Raw genomic sequence first — 15,672 nt, 5'->3', positions numbered from 1 at the left:
ACTAATTTTTCAAAGCGCCCGAAACACGATGGGCATGGTCATGCTCACCCACACGGGCTGGCCGTGGATTCGGCCGGGTGTCCACCAGGGCATGAGGCGCACGAGGCGCAGGGCTTCGTCGTCGAGGCCGCTGCCCAGGCCGCGCACTACGCGCGGGTCGTGCAGGTGGCCGGCGGGGTCTACGGTGAAGGCGACGTGGACTTTGCCGGACAAACCACGGTCGATGGCGGCGGCGGGGTATTGCACCTTGCTGCTCAGGAACTTCACCAGCGCCGCGTCGCCCCCGGGGAAGCCCGGCATTTCCTCGGCCGTGAAGTAGACGGTGGGAGCCGCCGGGGCGGCGGCGCTGCTGCCTTCGGCCGGGGCTACCGCCACTACCGAAGCCGTCTGGGCCTGGGCCAGGCCGCTCGCCGCCGCCACCAGGCCAGCCACAAAAGCGCAACGGTAATGCATGAGGGGTCGGGCTAAAGTTCTATGCCACAAAGCTACCTGGCCTTATTGCGGGCGCAGCGGCCGGAGAATTATCCTTTTGTTGTGGTAATGTTGGCAACATAACCGGGGGGCGGACGACAGTCCTGGGCGGCATCTTTTCGGGGCCGAAAGCAGTACAATACCCAACTGTCCTGCCGCTTACTTCGCCGCCCATGGTTCCCTCCCCTACTTCCGACGCTTCCGCTCCGCGCGACCCGCAGCTTTCGGCCACCAACCTGCGCCTGGCCCTCGATGAGCTGGATGCCAAAATCAAGACCCTGCACAACCGCGCCCACGCCACGGCCGCCGGCTCCACCAATACCTACGAGGCCCACGCTGCCGCCCTCGAAGCCAAGCGCGCCCGCCTGGCAGCACAGCTTACGCAGGCCGACACGCCGACCTCCGGCTCCGAGCACGGCACCTGGCAGCAGCTGCGGCAGGACATCGAAAATTTGGGCCACGACGTACAAGCCCTATTGTAGCTGTCCGCTACTGGTTAACCGTTTACTTGCTTCTAAATCACTTCCCGAGCAACTTATTTGCCCCGTCCTTCACCGTCTTTTTTTACCGTCATGCACAAGTTTTTCTCCCTGCTCCTACTCGGCTTCGGCCTGAGCCTAACCATTCCGGCCACCGCGCAGTCGCGCCCCAAGTTGAAAGCCCGGCGCGCCTTTTCCCGCACCTCGGAATCGAGCCGGGGAAAAAACAACAAAATCCAGTTTCGCCGCGAGAGCAACCGCCCGGTTATCGACCTGAAGCCCCACAAGCTGGAGTCCTTCAAAACGGCCAAATCGCCTAAGCCCTACAAGTTCTACAACCCGCGTTAGCACCGCGCAACGCTACTCTGCCAAGCCCGCCGCTTCTGCCGAAGCGGCGGGCTTGCTTTTTACGGATACGCCGATAATCCAACCCGCGTAATAAATACGTAAGCCCTTATCTTTAACTGCGATATCACTGCAACGCTTCTACCTGATGAAAAACACGTTACGCGCATTATTTTTCTACTTAATAATTGGATTGGGGCAGGCGGCTACGGCCCTGGCCACGCCGCCCACCATTCCCGGCCGGCTGGTGCTGAAGCTGCGGCCCGGCCAGGCCCCGGCCGCCCTTGAGGCCGCGCTGAATGCGCTGAGCGCCCACGGTCTGCGGCAGAAATTCCCCCACACCCAGGCCCCCAATCCCGAGCGGCCCGGCAGCGTAGACCTGCGGCAGATTTACCAGGTCGAGCTGCCCGCCGCCACGCCCTTTGACCGGGCCCGGGCCGTGCTGCTGGGCACCGGGGCCGTGGAGTACGTGGAGCCGCTCTATACCCGCGAGCCGTTGTACCAGCCCAACGACCCCCGGGCCGACTCTACGCTCACCAGCCTCGCAGCTAGCCAGTTCTACCTCAAGCAAATCCGCGCTTATCGCGCCTGGGACGTGACCCGGGGCGATAGCAGCATCGTTATCGGCATCACCGACGGCGGCGTGCGCCTCACCCACGAGGACCTGCGCCAGCAGCTGAAGCACAACTACGCCGACCCTATAAATGGCCTCGACGACGACGGCGACGGCTACGTGGACAACTTCACCGGCTGGGACCTGGCCAACAACGACAACGACTGCGGCTACGACATCACCATCATCCACGGCTCGATGGTGGCCGGGGTGGCCGCCGCCCGCACCGACAACGGCCTCGGCATTGCCGGCCTGGGCAACCAGTGCCGGTTTATGCCCCTCAACATTTATCCGAACACGCCCACGGGCTCTTTTGCCGGGTTCGAGGCCGTGGTGTATGCCGCCGACCACGGCTGCCAGGTCATCAACATGAGCTGGGGCGCGATAGGCGGCTACTCGCGCTTCGAGCAGGACGCCATTACGTACGCGGCCGTGAACCGCGACGCCGTGGTGGTAGCCGCCGCCGGCAATACCAACGCCGACGTGCTCTTTTACCCCGCTTCCTACGACCATGTGCTGTCGGTATCCGGGGTGCAGAGCACGGACCAGAAAAGCGGCAGCGGCACGTTCAACCACCGCGTCGATTTGGTGGCCCCGGGCATCAGCATCCTCACCACGCAGGGCTACCACACGGTATCGGCAAGCGGCGTGGCCGATGCCGATTACGTGGCCGTGGGCGGCACCTCGTTTGCCTCGCCCATGGTGGCGGCGGCGGCGGCGCTGGTGCGGTGGCAGTTCCCACAGCTCACGGCCGCCCAGGTACGGGCCCGCCTGCGCCAGACCGCCGACAACATCGACGCCCTGCCCGCCAACGCAGCCTGGGCCGGCCGCCTCGGCACCGGCCGCCTCAACGTGCTGCGCGCCCTCACCGAAAACCCCAGGGAAGCCCGCGTTATCGCCAGCACGTTCCTGCCGGCGCGGCCCGCCTACGCCCCCGGCGACACCCTGCGCCTGGCCGTGGACGTGCAGAATATGCTGCTGCCGGTGGCCGGGCTCACGGTCACGGTCACTTCGCTCTCGCCCTACCTCACGGTGCGGCAGGGCAGCTTTGCGGTGGGCAACATGGCTACGCTGGCCCGCGCCACCAACTTCAGCGCGCCCTTCCGGCTGGCGGTGGCCCCCAGCGGCATCCCGCTCAATGCCACGGCCACGCTGCGCTACCGCATCACGGCCGCCGGCGGCTTTCAGTACGACCAATACGTGGACCTCATGCTGAACCCCGACTATGTGGTGCTCGATGCCAACGACCTGAACATCACGCTCACCAGCCGGGGCAATCTGGCCTTCGATAACCTGGCTGGCACCGTGGGCGCGGGCCTGAGCTACCGCGCCGGTGGCAACATCTTGAGCGAAGGCGGCCTGCTGCTGGCCACCACGCCCACACGCGTGTCGGACCGGCTGCGCAGCAGCGGCGGGCAGTCGCGGCAGTCATTTTTCAGCCTGCGCCAGGCCACCCGCCAGCAGCCCGGCCCCCGCGCCGACCAGGAAGCCCGCGTGGCCTTTCAGGACACCATTCCGGTGGCCGGCAGCCGCGTGCGGAGCGTGGGCGTGGCCGTGCGCCAGCGCGCCTACGCCTGGGCCACGCCCGGCCGCCGCGATTTCGTGGTGCTGGAATATTCGCTCAAAAACCTCACTGCCGACACGCTCAAGCCCCTCTATGTCGGCATTTTCGCCGATTGGGACCTGCCCAACTCCAACGGCGCCGCCCGCAACGCCGCCGCCTACGACAGCGCCCGCGCCCTGGGCTACTGCTACGCGCTGGCCGGCCCGGCCGGCACCCCCGCCCCCATGGCCTACGCGGGCGTCCGGCTGCTGCGCGGCGGTGCGCCGGCCGTGTATTCCATCGACGGCGGCGCGCCCGCCGGCTCCCCCATCCGCCTGGCCGATGGCTTTTCGCTGGCCGAAAAATTCCTGGCCCTGAGCAGCGGCACTGCCCGCGCCCAGCGCACCGCCGGCCTGCCCAACGGGGCCGATGTGTCGCAGGTGGTGGGCACCAGGCTGGCCCGGCTGGCCCCCGGCGACTCTACCACCGTGGCCTTTGCCGTGCTGGCCGCGCCTACGCTGGCGCAACTCCAGGCCTCGGCCGATGCGGCAGCCACGGTTTATGCCACCGTGTTGCCCACGCGCCCGGCAGCTTTGGCAGCCACTGATTTCCGGGTGTACCCAAACCCCACCACCGGCCCGCTGCGGGTGGAAGTGCCCGCCGATTTCGGCCTTGTGGAAGTGCGACTGCTGAATGCGCTGGGCCAGGTGGTGCGGCGGCAGGCGGCGGCCGGCCACTTGCTCGATGTGCAGCTGGGCAGCCTGCCGGCCGGCTGGTACGTGGTGCAGGCCGTGGGTCGCCACCAGATTATGAGCCGGGCCGTAGCTATTCAATAGGACTGAAAACGGGTAGATTAGCTCTATTTATTGTTTTCCAGCTTTGCTGATTATTCATATAAAAGGGAGCTGCTATGCGGCTCCTTTTTATATTTATGGCCGGCTGCTACCTGTAGCGACAAAAATCCTTTCCACCTTAATAACCAGTGTATTTATGAAACACGTATTTACTCGCCTGTTTTTGCTTGTGGGGCTGCTGTGCGGTGCTGGCCTTGCCAGCCTTCAGGCCCAGATACTGGACCCCACCTTTCAGCCCACGGTGCTGAAAAACGGCTACCTGGGCGGCCTGCAAACCGGCGTGCAGCGCCTGGCCGTGCAGCCCGATGGCAAGGTGATAACTGCCGGCGGCTTCGACTTTGTGAATGGGGTGCTGGCCAGCAAAATCCAGCGTCTCAACGCCAACGGCACTTCCGACGCGACGTTTAATCCGGGCGGCATCGGGGCCAATGGCTTTATCGGGGCCGTGGCGCTGCAGGCCGATGGCCGGATTCTGATTGCCGGCGGCTTCACTACCTACAACGGCACGCCGGCGCTAGCCCTCGCTCGCCTGAATGCCAATGGCACGCTCGACCCGACCTTCGCGTCGCTCACACCTGGGGTGCTGCGCCAAATCGGCAGCCTGGCCATTCAGCCCGACGGCAAGATTCTGGTGGGCAGCACCAACAGCTTTGCGCCCGGGCAGGCCGGAGCATTGGTACGGCTGAATACCGACGGCACGCCGGATGCCTCGTTCAGCATTGGCACGGGTACTACCAGCGGCATCGTGAATACCATCGTGGTGCAAACCGATGGCAAGATTGTGGTTGGGGGTTCGTTCACGGCCTTCAGCGGACAGGCCGGCGGCCTCGTGCGCCTGAATGCCAACGGCAGCCTCGACACCACATTCGGCCTGGGCGCGGGCTTCACCGGCACGGTCAACGCCGCAGTGCAGCAACCCGACGGCAAGCTGCTGGTGGGCGGCTCCTTCACGCAGGTAAACGGCCAGGCCTCGCCAGCGGTGGTGCGCCTGCTGCCCACCGGCGCGCTGGATGCCAGCTTCGCGCCGGGCACCGGCCCCACCAACGCCACCGGAGTTAACGCCTCGGTCCAGTCGCTGGTGTTGTTGCCCAACGGCAACGTACTGATAGGCGGCACATTTGTGCAATTCAACGGCGTGGCGCGCGGCCGGGTGGCCCGCCTGCTGCCCGGTGGCACCCTGGATGCCAGCTACGCCGCCGGCACCGGAGCCAACAACACCGTGGTGACCCTCGCGCCACTGCCCAATGGTCAGGTGCTGGCGGTGGGCCTCCTCACCCAGTACGACGGCGTGAACAAAACCGGCGCGGCCCTGCTGACCACTGCCGGGACCATCGACGCGACCTTTGCCCCTGTTTTTGAGCGGCGCGGCACCATCTCCAACGTGGCCCCGCTCACCAACGGCCAACTGCTGATAATAGGCTCATTCACCGAATTCAACGGAATACCATCCTCTTCTCTCTCCTCCGTGGTTCGGCTCAACGCCGACGGCACGGTGGACCAATCGTACTCCACCAGCAATGGCTCGCTGGCGGGTGCCCTGCCCGACGGCAGCTTTTACAACATTCTTGGATTGGGTTCGACAAACACCCTCACCCACACCCTGCCATCGGGCGCGAACGACAATGCCTTTACACCGGTGTCGTTTGGCTTGACGACAAGCGCTGGGCCCGGCCTCGTTGGCATTAAGACACAGCCCGACGGCCGCGTCCTGGCCTACGGCACTTTCACCACTTTTGGGGGCGCGGCCCGCAACGGCATCGCGCGGCTGAATGCTAACGGCACGCTTGACAACACCTTTGTGCCACCCACCAGCAGCCTGACTCGCACAGTCAACAGCGCCTTTATTCAGGCGAGTGGCAAGATTGTGCTCACCTATTCCGAAACCGGCACGGGCTCTACCCCGGGTTACACGCTGGTTCGGCTCAATGCCGATGGCTCCCTGGATAATACGTTTGCAATTGGAGCCGGAGCCGGCCCGGGGAATTTCCCCAGCCTGCTGCAACAGCCCGATGGCAAGCTGCTGGTGAGCAACGTGAGCACCTTCAATGGCCAGACCGTGCCGTTCAACACCGTGCGCCTGCTGGTTGACGGCGCTATCGACCCCACCTTTAATGGCCTCACCACCAGCTATTCTCCCAATCTGGTGCTGCCTGACGGCCGCATTCTGGCCACCACCATAGGCCAGTACGGGGCCGCTATGCTGGTGCGGCTCAATGGCAATGGCAGCCTAGACAACGCTTTCGCGCCCGTGAGCACCCCGGCCCCCATCTTTACCGGCGACGACAGCACGCCCAACTACACGCTGCAGCCCGATGGCAAAATCATTGCCTATGGCAACTTCCGCTCGATAGCCGGCCAGGCGCGCATCGGCCTGGCCCGCCTCACCAACCCCGTGGCCACGGCTACCCGCGCCGGCACGGCTGCCCTGCCCCTGGCAGTGTACCCCAACCCCGCCAGCCAGCGCGTCACCGTGGTGCTGCCGGCCGTAGCGCCCGCCACGCAGGCCACCCTGCTCGACCTCACCGGCCGCGCCGTGCGCCGCTGGGCCCTGCCCACCCAGCAGGCCGAAGCCACCTTCGACCTGAACGCGATAGCAGCTGGCGTGTACGTACTGCGCATTCCCGGCACGGCCGGCACCTATCAGCAGAAAGTAGTGGTAACCCGTTAGCGGCGCCTACCAGACTTGACCAAAGGCCCTTCACATGCCCATCCGCATGTTGAAGGGCCTTTTTTGGGCTTGAGCCGAAAGCAGTTCGTGCCGCCTGCCGCTATTGCACTGCATTACCGCCGCCGCCGGGAGCATACATAGTGATTAATGGGTGCTTCGCCGGGGAATATCAGCTATCCAGCGGTTTAGTACAATCTGTCGCACCTGGCGCGCTAGGTTTGTGGTGCATCTCGGCTCCCGCTTACGCCACCAGTAGTTGACCCGCGCAATTATTTTCCAGCCCATTGCGGCACGCAGCCGGGACTAGCTCACCGGCCCCAAGCAACCACCCAACAGCAGTTGCCGGGTGCTAAAAAGTGGAGCAACGATAAACCCGCTAAACAATACTAGCATAACAATATTTAACTGTTTAAGCGAAAATATTAAGCCCCATAAATTACTAAATAATTTAGCCACGCATTTTCCATTACCCTACCCATTACACAACTACCTTTCGCTGACCACATTATACACTTCATGATATAATCATGTTGAAAACCTGAAATCACCCAACTACTCATCAAAAAAGCCTAAATAAAATTCTTTCCAAATTTTTTAGTTTACTGTAATAATTGTATCTTTGGGTATGTCAAACGTCAAACTCCCTACGCCGCTGCCCCTGCAGCAATTTGCCCGTTGCGTGAACGACGCGCAACGTCCGGCCGACTACGTTGGCGACTGGCCTGAGGCCGGCCGCGTGTACGCCGTGCGCGTGTTGCCGCATGTGCGCACGGGCCAGCCGCAGGTGCACGTCCTCGGTTTCTACGCCGAGCGTCCCTACGGGGCTTTTGCCGCCCACCGCTTCGAGCAAGTGGCGGATGTATGGTTGAACTAGGCCGCGCCGGCCGTTCGCCCGATGGTTTCATCCCTTAAGACCCCGCTGGCTTCATCGCCGGCGGGGTCGGTTTGTTTTGGGGGGAATGCCCGCCACGCAAGCGGCCTGGGCTGCTGTTGCTGCTGGTTGAAATCCGACCTTAAAACGGCTTAAAAACAGTAATCGAGCAACCAGAAACGAGCAACCAGAAACCGAGTGCTTAACAGCAATTACTCAAATCGCCCGATTCCCGTTCGTGTGGACGCTGGTCCCGCTGACCGCGTAAAGGGCGTTGATTAGCATAAAATACTAGCTTGGGAAGAAAGATTACCTAAATTGTCGGGCTTATCCCTGCCATCTTTCTTCCTTTCCCGGTATGCGTTTTTATACCCTGGGCCTCTGGCTGCTGTGCCTGAGCCTATTTATTACCCCTCGCGCCGGCTACGCGCAAACCCCGCCAGCCAAGCCCGCCGCCACGGTTACCAAAGACTCGGTACGGACCCTGGGCCTGAGCACCGACATGGGCCGGCTGCAGCGCCTCGACTCGCTGCGCCGCCAGAACACGGCCCAGCTGGCCCAGCTGCAACAGGAGCTGCTGGGGCTGAAAAGTGGGCCCAACCGCTCGCGCGAGCGCGAGTTGCTCACCCAATTTCAGGCACTGCGCACCGTCGATTCGATGCGGCAGGTGCGGGCCCATCGCTACATCGATTCGCTTAAGCAGTTTGCCCGGGGCTACCCCGTGGTGGCCCACGCCGATACGCTGTTCTACGTGTACACCCGGTTCGGGCCGTTTCGGCCGCAGGAACGGGCCGCGCTCACGACCAGCAAAATTCTGGAGCTGGAGAAGCAGGCCTTCTTCCGGCCCGACTCGCTGCGACTGGTCCCCTCGGAGCAAACCGTGGATTTGATGTATGCCGACCGCGTGCTGCAAAGCGTGAGCGACAACGACGCGCTGTGGCAAAATGTGAGCAAGGACTCGCTGGCCCGCCAGCATCAGCAAGCCATTATCCGGGCCATTACGGCCTACCAGAAGGCCAATAGCGTGAAGACCTACCTGCGACAGGCCGGGCTCACGCTGCTCGTGCTGCTGGTGTTCTTCTTTGCCGTTAAGTACATCAATCGGCTGTTTGGCTGGGTGCGGGGCAAGCTGGTGGCCCGCAAGGGCACCTGGTTTACGGGCATGAAGATGGGCACCTATGAGTTTTTCAATGCCGACTGGCAGCTCAATGCCGTGCTGCTGCTGCTCACCATTCTGCAATGGACCGTGATTCTGCTCACCATTTACCTGGTGCTGCCCATCGTGTTCAGCATTTTTCCCGGCACCCAGAACATTGCCGATATGCTGGTGGGCTACGTGCTGAACCCGGTGCGCAAGATTCTGCACTCGGTCTGGAACTACCTGCCCAACCTGTTCACCATCATTGTGATAGTGGCAGTGTTTCGCTACGTGCTCAAGTTCATCTATTCGCTGAAGGAGGGCATCCGGCAGGGCACGCTCACCATCGACGGCTTTTATCCGGACTGGGCCGACCCGACCTATCAGATTGTGCGGGTGCTGGTGTTTGCCTTTGCGCTGGTAGTGGTTTTCCCCTACCTGCCGGGGTCCGATTCGCCTATTTTTCAGGGGGTATCGGTGTTTCTGGGCTTTTTGCTCACCTTCGGCTCGGCCGGCTCGCTCTCCAACGTGGTGGCCGGGCTGGTGCTGACGTATATGCGGGCCTTTAAAATCGGGGACCGGGTGAAAATCGGCGATGTGACCGGCGACGTGCTCGAAAAAACCCTGCTCGTCACGCGCATCCGCACCGTCAAGAACGAGGAAATCACCATTCCGAATTCCTCGGTGATGAGCTCCCACACCACCAACTACAGCACCGCCGCCCCCACCCGCGGCCTGATTCTGCACACCACCATCACCATCGGCTACGACGTGCCCTGGAAGCAGGTGCACGCCCTGATGCTGGCCGCCGCCGCCCAGGTGGAGGAGTTGCTCCCCGACCCGGCCCCCTTCATCCTGCAAACCAGCCTCGACGATTTCTACGTGAGCTACCAGCTCAATGCCTACACCCGCGCCGCCGGGGCGCAGGCGGGCATCTACTCGCGCATTCACCAGAACATTCAGGACCAGTTCAACGCGGCCGGGGTCGAGATTATGTCGCCCCACTACCGCGCCGCCCGCGATGGCAACCAGACCACCATCCCGGCCAGCTACCTGTCCGCCGACTACGTGGCCCCCAGCTTCCGGGTAGAGCCGCCGGCCGCCAGCAGCGGCCCGGCCGCCCACTAAGCGCCCGGCAAAACACCGCGATAGACCAACAGGACGCAATAATCCTCCTGCTGCCAGCCTCTTACTTATGGAATAGTATCTCTTCAATCCGGTGGTGGGCAAGCTGGTGGCGACCGGCGTAGGCCTGGCCATCGTCTGGGTCATTATCAAGCTGATTCAGCGAAATTTTCTGGCCAAAATTTCCAACAACGACAACCGCTACCGAGCCACTAAATTCAGCAATTTCCTGGGGGTGTTTCTCACGATTGTGATGCTCACCATCGTGTACAGCGACAAGCTGGCGGGCCTCACGGTGGCGCTGGGGGTGGCCGGCGCGGGCATTGCCTTTGCCCTGCAGGAGGTGATTGCCTCGTTTGCGGGCTGGCTGGCCATCATGTTTGGCGGCTTTTATAAGAGCGGCGACCGGGTGCAGCTCGGCGGCATCAAGGGCGACGTGATGGACATTGGCGTGTTGCGCACCACCATTATGGAAACCGGGCAGTGGGTAGATGGCGACCTGTACAACGGCCGCATCGTGCTCATTGCCAACAGCTACGTGTTCAAGGAACCCGTTTTCAACTACTCCGGTGAATTCCCCTTTCTTTGGGATGAAATCAAAATCCCCATTCAGTACGGCAGCGACTATGCCCGCGCCACTACCCTGCTCACGGCCGTGGGCATGGCAGTAGCCGGCGACCTGACCACGGCCTCGCGCGAGAAATGGCAGCTCATGCAGCGCAAGTACCGCCTGGAGGACGCCAACACCGAGCCGATGGTATCGTTGGTGGCCAACGACAATTGGGTGGAATTCACCCTGCGCTACGTGGTGAGCTACCGGAATCGCCGGGCGACCAAAACGGCGTTGTTCACCAGGATTTTGCAGGAAGTTGATGCGACGGCCGGAGCCATTAAGTTCGCATCGGCTACCTTCCAGCTGGTGGAGGCGCCCGAGCTCAACGTCAACGTGCGCCGGGCGCAATAGCCATTTTTGCCGGCCGGTAGCCGGCGCATTCCCTTATTCTCTTTGCATCATGCGTATCGCTCTTTCCGGCCCTGGCGGGCTATTGCTTTTGGGCCTGCTCCTGGCCGGCTGCCAAGCCGAAAACCCACTGGCCGCCGACCTGAACTCCAGTACCCCGGCCATTGCCGCGCAGGCGGGCAAAGTACAGGCCCTAACCACGCAGCTCGAACAGCAGAAGGCGGTTATCGAGGCGGAGAAAGCCAAGCCGGCCGCCATGCAGCAGCAGCTCGACGGTTCCCGCCAGAACCTGGAAGGGCTCAAAAAGGAAATGGGCCCTGCTCAGTAAAGCTCCTTTTTGACCGGTGCGGGCCGGCGGCGACTGGTGACCGCAGCCACTTTGCCTTTTTGTCCACTGCTTCTACGCCGACAGCGCTGGTGCTAAGATTTTCAATCGGCTGCTCGTTTCTGGGTTAATGCTTGTGGGCCGTTTTTGGGCGAGAAGCAACCCGAAACGAGAAACACAAGCACAAGCCGCCGAAGAAGCTGCGTCACGTCACTACTCATCACTTTTTCAAACCCCTCCCCAATCCCATGAAAGCTTCTCATACTCTGTTCGGCCTGTTGCTGGCCAGCGCCGTTTTCAGCAGCTGCTCGTCCAGCCGCAACATCAACAACGATGTTAACTCCTCCAATACCATGGTTTCGGAACAGGCCAAAAAGGTGGAGAGCCTGCAAAGCCAGGTGCGCGACTAAAACCAGGTTGTGAACACGGAAAAAAGCAAGCTCAAGGCCCTGAAGCAGCAGCTCGACGGTGCAACAAGCAACCTGAAGGGCATCAAGATGCAAGCTAAGGTGAAGTAGTCGCTGGCCTGCTCACCCGGCCACCGGCTCAGGCCGTGGCGGAGGTGAGCAGGCCACCTTCTTCGCGGCCCGCGCCCAGGGCGGCCAGCGTGAGCGGGCCGGGCTCGGTGTAGCTCAGGCGGGCGGTGTGGCCGGCGGCCCGCAGGTCCTGGAGCAGGGCCGGGCCATCGGCTTCGGGCGTAAAGACATCGGCGGTAGTGGCCACCACCTGCACCGGGCGCAGCGGCAAGGCTGCCAGTAAGGTGCGCCGGTCGGGCAGCGGCGGAAACACGGCCGCGTACAGCACCAGCCGCTGGTAGGCCATGGTGCTTTCGGCCAGCCAGTGGCAGGCCACCACCGCCCCGTGCCCGTAGGCCAGCACCGTAACGGGGGTGCCGGCCGGGCAGGCGGCCAGCGTTTGGGCGGCCAGGGCTTGCAGATACGTGGCCGAATCGGCCAGGTCGTCGGCTATCGAATTGGGGGCAAACCACATGGCGCGGTCCGACGCGGGCTGGTCGGAGCCATCGGGCAGGGTGTAGCGCGAAAGCGCCTCGGGCAGGATGAGCAGCCGCTCCGGCGTATCGAGGTTCACAAGCTGCGCGGCCAGCTCCGCCACGGGCTGGTCGTGGTCGTGCAGGCATATCCAGATGTGCTGAATGGCGGGCCCCGGCTCGCCCAGGCTAAAAAAACGAGCGGTGCGGGGAGTGATTATGGTTGCGGGCTGCATTAGAAGCAAAATAGCGGGACAAGACGAGGGAAACGGCGTGCGAAACAACGCACCCGGCCAAACGCGAGCAACAAAGAACGGTGATGCTCCCTCTGCGGCCCACGGAGCCGGCCGCCGGCTCCGTACCCGAAACGCTCGCAGCCGGCCGCGCCAACCGGCTACCGGCCGTAGATGAGGAAAATACCTTTGTCGGAAGGCGTCCAGAGGCAGGCGCGCTGGCCGCTGGCTTTCAGGGCGTTGTTGGTCCAGGTGTTGCAAGTGTAGAGAAAGCTGTACACGCGGTGGGCCTCGTAGAAAGCATCGTCCGGACCGTAGCTGTGGCCGGCGATGTGCTGGGGCCGGCCGGCGGCATCGAGGGCGAAGCTGCGCTGGATGTAGGCAATCAGGCGGGCGTATTCGGCGTGGCTGAGGTGGAGCGGGATGGTTTCGGGGCCGGGCGCGAGGCTGTGGAAGTAGGTGGTGTGCATGGCCGACGAGCCCAGCCAGAACGCCGCCACGAAGGCCGTGCTCACCTTGAGGTCGGCCCAGGTGGGCGTATCGAGGTAAAATCCTTTATCGCCCCAGCCGAAGGCGATGTAGCGCATGGTGCTATCCTGCGAGGGAATATTGGCGACGGGCAGCGACTGGCCCCAGTCAATCTGCGGGGTTTTGATGGGCAGCACGATGTCGGTGTGCACGCCGTTGGTGTGCAGAAAAACCGTGACGTCGGCCGGGGCGTTGGGGTCGGCCTTGGGCACCGGAATGGCCGACAGCACCAGCGCCGTGCCCACGTAAAGCGCCGCGACGCCGATGATGCCGCCAACGGTATAGGCGGTGAATTTTAGGGTTTTGCGAAGCGTAAGCGGCATAGATTGGGGTAAGCGGATTTATTGAGCAGTGCACACGCGCTGGCTGTCGCGGGTATTTTTCTGCACGGCAATGGCCGCGAACATGCTCAGCAGAAACGACATGGCGTAGAAGCCTTTTTCGCTCAGGGTGAGCGTGGCGTTCCACAGGCCCACGCTGAGCAGCAGAATGCACAGTACGGTAGAAAACCAGCTCAGGCCGTAATAAATGTTGGTTACGGGAATGCCTTCGAGGCGGTCGCGCACGCTTTTTTGCAGGGAAATGGCCGAAAACAGGCCGTACATCAGCACCGTGAAGTAGTAGCCTTTCTCGTTCAGGGGCATGGCGGCGTTCCAGAGGCCGATGATGAAGGCGGCCAGCCCCGCCAGCAGGGCTGCCCAGGAAGCGGCGATAAAGGCATTGGACGGTTGCGGCTGGGGGTTCATAGGTGGGTGGAAATGGGTGGATTTTGCGCCGCCAAGTACGGCAGAAATAGGGAAAGCCACGGGCCGGCGGCAACCGGCCGCCGCCAGTACTTTTGCCTGGCCGCCACCTGCGGCACCCCTCCCCTCGCTTTCCATGTGGACTTCAACCTCCGAGCGGCTGGCCGCCCTCGACGCCGAGTGGCAGCAGCCCACGACCCGCTTTCGCAACTTTCCGCTCATTGCCCGCTACCACGCGGCGGTGCAGGACGAGCCCGCCTACCACCGCCTCGACCAGCAAACCTGGACCGACCTGAACGGCGACGAGCTGTTCACGCTCCTCGACGGCACCGTGAGCCGCGTGGGCCAGCAGTGCCTCTACCACCGCCTGCGCAGCCCCCTGGCCGATGCAACGGCCCTGCGGGAGTTCGACGCCGCCGCTCAGCTCTTCGGCACCCAGCCCACCGAGCGCGGCCGGGCGCAGCTGGCCCTCAGCCGCCTCGCCTCTACCGAAGCCTACTACCTGGCCGACCTGCTGGCCGGCGATGCCCTGCCCGAGCTGTCTTGGACGGCCACCGCCCCGGCGCTGGTGCTGCTGCTGCTGGCCACGGCCGTGGGCGGCTTTTGGGAGCCGGCGCTGTGGCTGCTCACGGCCGGACAGCTGCTGGTGCACACACTGCTGCATTTCTGGAACCGGACGCGGGTGGTGGCCGGCGTGCGGCCCATGCTGCAATTAGGCAGCCTCTACCGCGCCGGGCGCGACCTGGGCCGCCTGAGCCTGCCCCTGAAGCCCCTGGCCGGGCTGGCCGCGCCGCTGGGCCGGCTGAGCTCCATTGTGAGCAAGGTAGCTTTTTTGCAGTTTGAGGGCCAGCTGCAGTCCGACCTGGCGGCCCTGCCGTGGCTGATTCTGCAATACGTGAAGATTGTGCTGCTGCTCGATTTTATCGTGTACCACCGCTGCCGGCGCGACGTGATGCAACACGCCGAGGCCATCCGGGCCGTGTACGAGGCGGTGGGCTACGCCGATTGCGCGGTAGCAGTAGCTGGATTTCGAGCGAGATACCCACACTGCGCCCCGGTTTTTTCAACCGAAGAAACCGGCCTGCACCTCACGGCGGCCTACAACCCGCTGGTGCCCGGCTGCGTGCCCAACGACCTGGCCGTAACCGAGGCCAGCATCCTGCTCACGGGCTCCAATATGTCGGGCAAAACCACCTTTATGCGTACCATCGGCCTCAATACCCTGCTGGCCCAAACCATTGCCACCTGCCCGGCAGCGGCCTACGCGGCCCCATTCCGGCGGGTAGTATCCAGCATCAACCTGGCCGATAACCTGCCCGAGGGCAAGAGTTACTATTTCGCCGAGGCCGAGGCCGTGCTGGGTTTTATTCAGCAGGCCGAAGCCGAGGGCTACCTGTTTATTCTCGACGAGCTGTTCAAGGGCACCAATACGGTAGAGCGCATTGCGGCCACGCAGGCGGTGCTGGCGCACCTGCAAGCGCGCAGCCTGGTGGTGGCCTCCACGCACGACGGCGAGCTGGGCGCACTCCTGGCCCCGGCTTTCACCGAATACCACTTCTCCGAAACCGTGACCGAGGCCGACTGGTACTTCGACTACGAGCTCAAGCCCGGCCCGCTCACCACCCGCAACGCCATCCGGCTGCTGGCCCGGGCGGGCTACCCGGCCAGCATCGTGCAGCAGGCCCTGGCCCTGAGCCGCACCTTGGACGCGGCCGGTGCCGCCGCCCCGGGCACGGCCACCGGTTGAGCTCCATCGCAGCACCGGCGCACCGCGTGTAAGCCGCCAC

14 protein-coding genes are annotated in these 15,672 nt (G+C 63.3%); 10 read left to right on the top strand and 4 right to left on the bottom strand.

The window, feature by feature from the left end; translation table 11 throughout:
• Positions 1-9: 9 nt before the first annotated feature.
• Positions 10-453: an energy transducer TonB gene (locus HBN54_RS14195; protein WP_168673877.1), complete on the bottom strand. Its 444-nt coding sequence runs from the start codon at positions 451-453 to the stop codon at positions 10-12.
• A 191-nt stretch (positions 454-644) separates the two neighbouring features.
• On the opposite strand from HBN54_RS14195, the gene HBN54_RS14190 reads away from it, so the two are divergent.
• From HBN54_RS14190 to HBN54_RS14150, 9 genes are all read left to right on the top strand, one after another.
• Complete coding sequence (locus HBN54_RS14190) at positions 645-953, top strand: hypothetical protein (protein WP_168673876.1); 309 nt, start codon at positions 645-647, stop codon at positions 951-953.
• A gap of 90 nt (positions 954-1,043) precedes the next feature.
• Positions 1,044-1,298: a hypothetical protein gene (locus HBN54_RS14185; protein WP_168673875.1), complete on the top strand. Its 255-nt coding sequence runs from the start codon at positions 1,044-1,046 to the stop codon at positions 1,296-1,298.
• A gap of 145 nt (positions 1,299-1,443) precedes the next feature.
• Positions 1,444-4,287 (top strand): S8 family peptidase, encoded by a 2,844-nt coding sequence (locus HBN54_RS14180; protein WP_168673874.1) that lies wholly within the window; start codon positions 1,444-1,446, stop codon positions 4,285-4,287.
• 154 nt (positions 4,288-4,441) lie between these two features.
• On the top strand, positions 4,442-6,973 hold the full coding sequence (locus HBN54_RS14175) for a T9SS type A sorting domain-containing protein (RefSeq protein WP_168673873.1): 2,532 nt from the start codon (positions 4,442-4,444) through the stop codon (positions 6,971-6,973).
• A 625-nt stretch (positions 6,974-7,598) separates the two neighbouring features.
• Entirely contained in the window at positions 7,599-7,847 is a 249-nt protein-coding gene (locus HBN54_RS14170; protein ID WP_168673872.1) for a hypothetical protein, read from the top strand.
• Positions 7,848-8,202: 355 nt separating this feature from the next.
• Positions 8,203-10,110, top strand: a complete 1,908-nt coding sequence (locus HBN54_RS14165) for a mechanosensitive ion channel family protein (protein WP_168673871.1) — start codon at positions 8,203-8,205, stop codon at positions 10,108-10,110.
• Positions 10,111-10,201: 91 nt separating this feature from the next.
• The gene (locus HBN54_RS14160) at positions 10,202-11,071 is read left to right on the top strand and encodes a mechanosensitive ion channel family protein (protein ID WP_168673870.1); all 870 of its coding nucleotides are present in this window, start codon (positions 10,202-10,204) and stop codon (positions 11,069-11,071) included.
• Between the two features lie 49 nt (positions 11,072-11,120).
• The gene (locus tag HBN54_RS14155; RefSeq protein ID WP_168673869.1) at positions 11,121-11,396 is read left to right on the top strand and encodes a hypothetical protein; all 276 of its coding nucleotides are present in this window, start codon (positions 11,121-11,123) and stop codon (positions 11,394-11,396) included.
• A gap of 245 nt (positions 11,397-11,641) precedes the next feature.
• Positions 11,642-11,803, top strand: coding sequence for a hypothetical protein (locus HBN54_RS14150; protein WP_168673868.1), 162 nt, complete (start codon positions 11,642-11,644; stop codon positions 11,801-11,803).
• A 136-nt stretch (positions 11,804-11,939) separates the two neighbouring features.
• Here HBN54_RS14150 and HBN54_RS14145 read toward each other — a convergent pair whose 3' ends face one another.
• The 3 genes from HBN54_RS14145 to yiaA form a co-directional block, all read right to left on the bottom strand.
• Complete coding sequence (locus tag HBN54_RS14145) at positions 11,940-12,617, bottom strand: hypothetical protein (RefSeq protein WP_168673867.1); 678 nt, start codon at positions 12,615-12,617, stop codon at positions 11,940-11,942.
• Positions 12,618-12,775: 158 nt separating this feature from the next.
• A complete protein-coding gene (locus HBN54_RS14140) occupies positions 12,776-13,465 on the bottom strand; it encodes a TIGR02117 family protein (protein ID WP_168673866.1) in 690 nt (229 codons plus the stop codon).
• An 18-nt stretch (positions 13,466-13,483) separates the two neighbouring features.
• Positions 13,484-13,888, bottom strand: a complete 405-nt coding sequence (gene yiaA / locus HBN54_RS14135) for an inner membrane protein YiaA (protein WP_168673865.1) — start codon at positions 13,886-13,888, stop codon at positions 13,484-13,486.
• A 133-nt stretch (positions 13,889-14,021) separates the two neighbouring features.
• On the opposite strand from yiaA, the gene HBN54_RS14130 reads away from it, so the two are divergent.
• Positions 14,022-15,632, top strand: coding sequence for a MutS-related protein (locus HBN54_RS14130; protein ID WP_168673864.1), 1,611 nt, complete (start codon positions 14,022-14,024; stop codon positions 15,630-15,632).
• Positions 15,633-15,672: the final 40 nt, after the last annotated feature.

The sequence above is a fragment of the Hymenobacter artigasi genome (genome assembly GCF_012275535.1).
Lineage (GTDB): Bacteria > Bacteroidota > Bacteroidia > Cytophagales > Hymenobacteraceae > Hymenobacter > Hymenobacter artigasi.
This window is presented reverse-complemented; position numbering and strand designations above follow the sequence as displayed.

Coding starts and splice junctions, on each gene's coding strand:
- yiaA (WP_168673865.1), bottom strand. CDS start 13,888: ATGAACCCCCAGCCGCAACCGTCCAATGCCTTTATCGCCGCTTCCTGG.
- HBN54_RS14180 (WP_168673874.1), top strand. CDS start 1,444: ATGAAAAACACGTTACGCGCATTATTTTTCTACTTAATAATTGGATTG.
- HBN54_RS14155 (WP_168673869.1), top strand. CDS start 11,121: ATGCGTATCGCTCTTTCCGGCCCTGGCGGGCTATTGCTTTTGGGCCTG.
- HBN54_RS14170 (WP_168673872.1), top strand. CDS start 7,599: ATGTCAAACGTCAAACTCCCTACGCCGCTGCCCCTGCAGCAATTTGCC.
- HBN54_RS14185 (WP_168673875.1), top strand. CDS start 1,044: ATGCACAAGTTTTTCTCCCTGCTCCTACTCGGCTTCGGCCTGAGCCTA.
- HBN54_RS14165 (WP_168673871.1), top strand. CDS start 8,203: ATGCGTTTTTATACCCTGGGCCTCTGGCTGCTGTGCCTGAGCCTATTT.
- HBN54_RS14195 (WP_168673877.1), bottom strand. CDS start 453: ATGCATTACCGTTGCGCTTTTGTGGCTGGCCTGGTGGCGGCGGCGAGC.
- HBN54_RS14190 (WP_168673876.1), top strand. CDS start 645: ATGGTTCCCTCCCCTACTTCCGACGCTTCCGCTCCGCGCGACCCGCAG.
- HBN54_RS14130 (WP_168673864.1), top strand. CDS start 14,022: ATGTGGACTTCAACCTCCGAGCGGCTGGCCGCCCTCGACGCCGAGTGG.
- HBN54_RS14140 (WP_168673866.1), bottom strand. CDS start 13,465: ATGCCGCTTACGCTTCGCAAAACCCTAAAATTCACCGCCTATACCGTT.
- HBN54_RS14145 (WP_168673867.1), bottom strand. CDS start 12,617: ATGCAGCCCGCAACCATAATCACTCCCCGCACCGCTCGTTTTTTTAGC.
- HBN54_RS14150 (WP_168673868.1), top strand. CDS start 11,642: ATGAAAGCTTCTCATACTCTGTTCGGCCTGTTGCTGGCCAGCGCCGTT.
- HBN54_RS14175 (WP_168673873.1), top strand. CDS start 4,442: ATGAAACACGTATTTACTCGCCTGTTTTTGCTTGTGGGGCTGCTGTGC.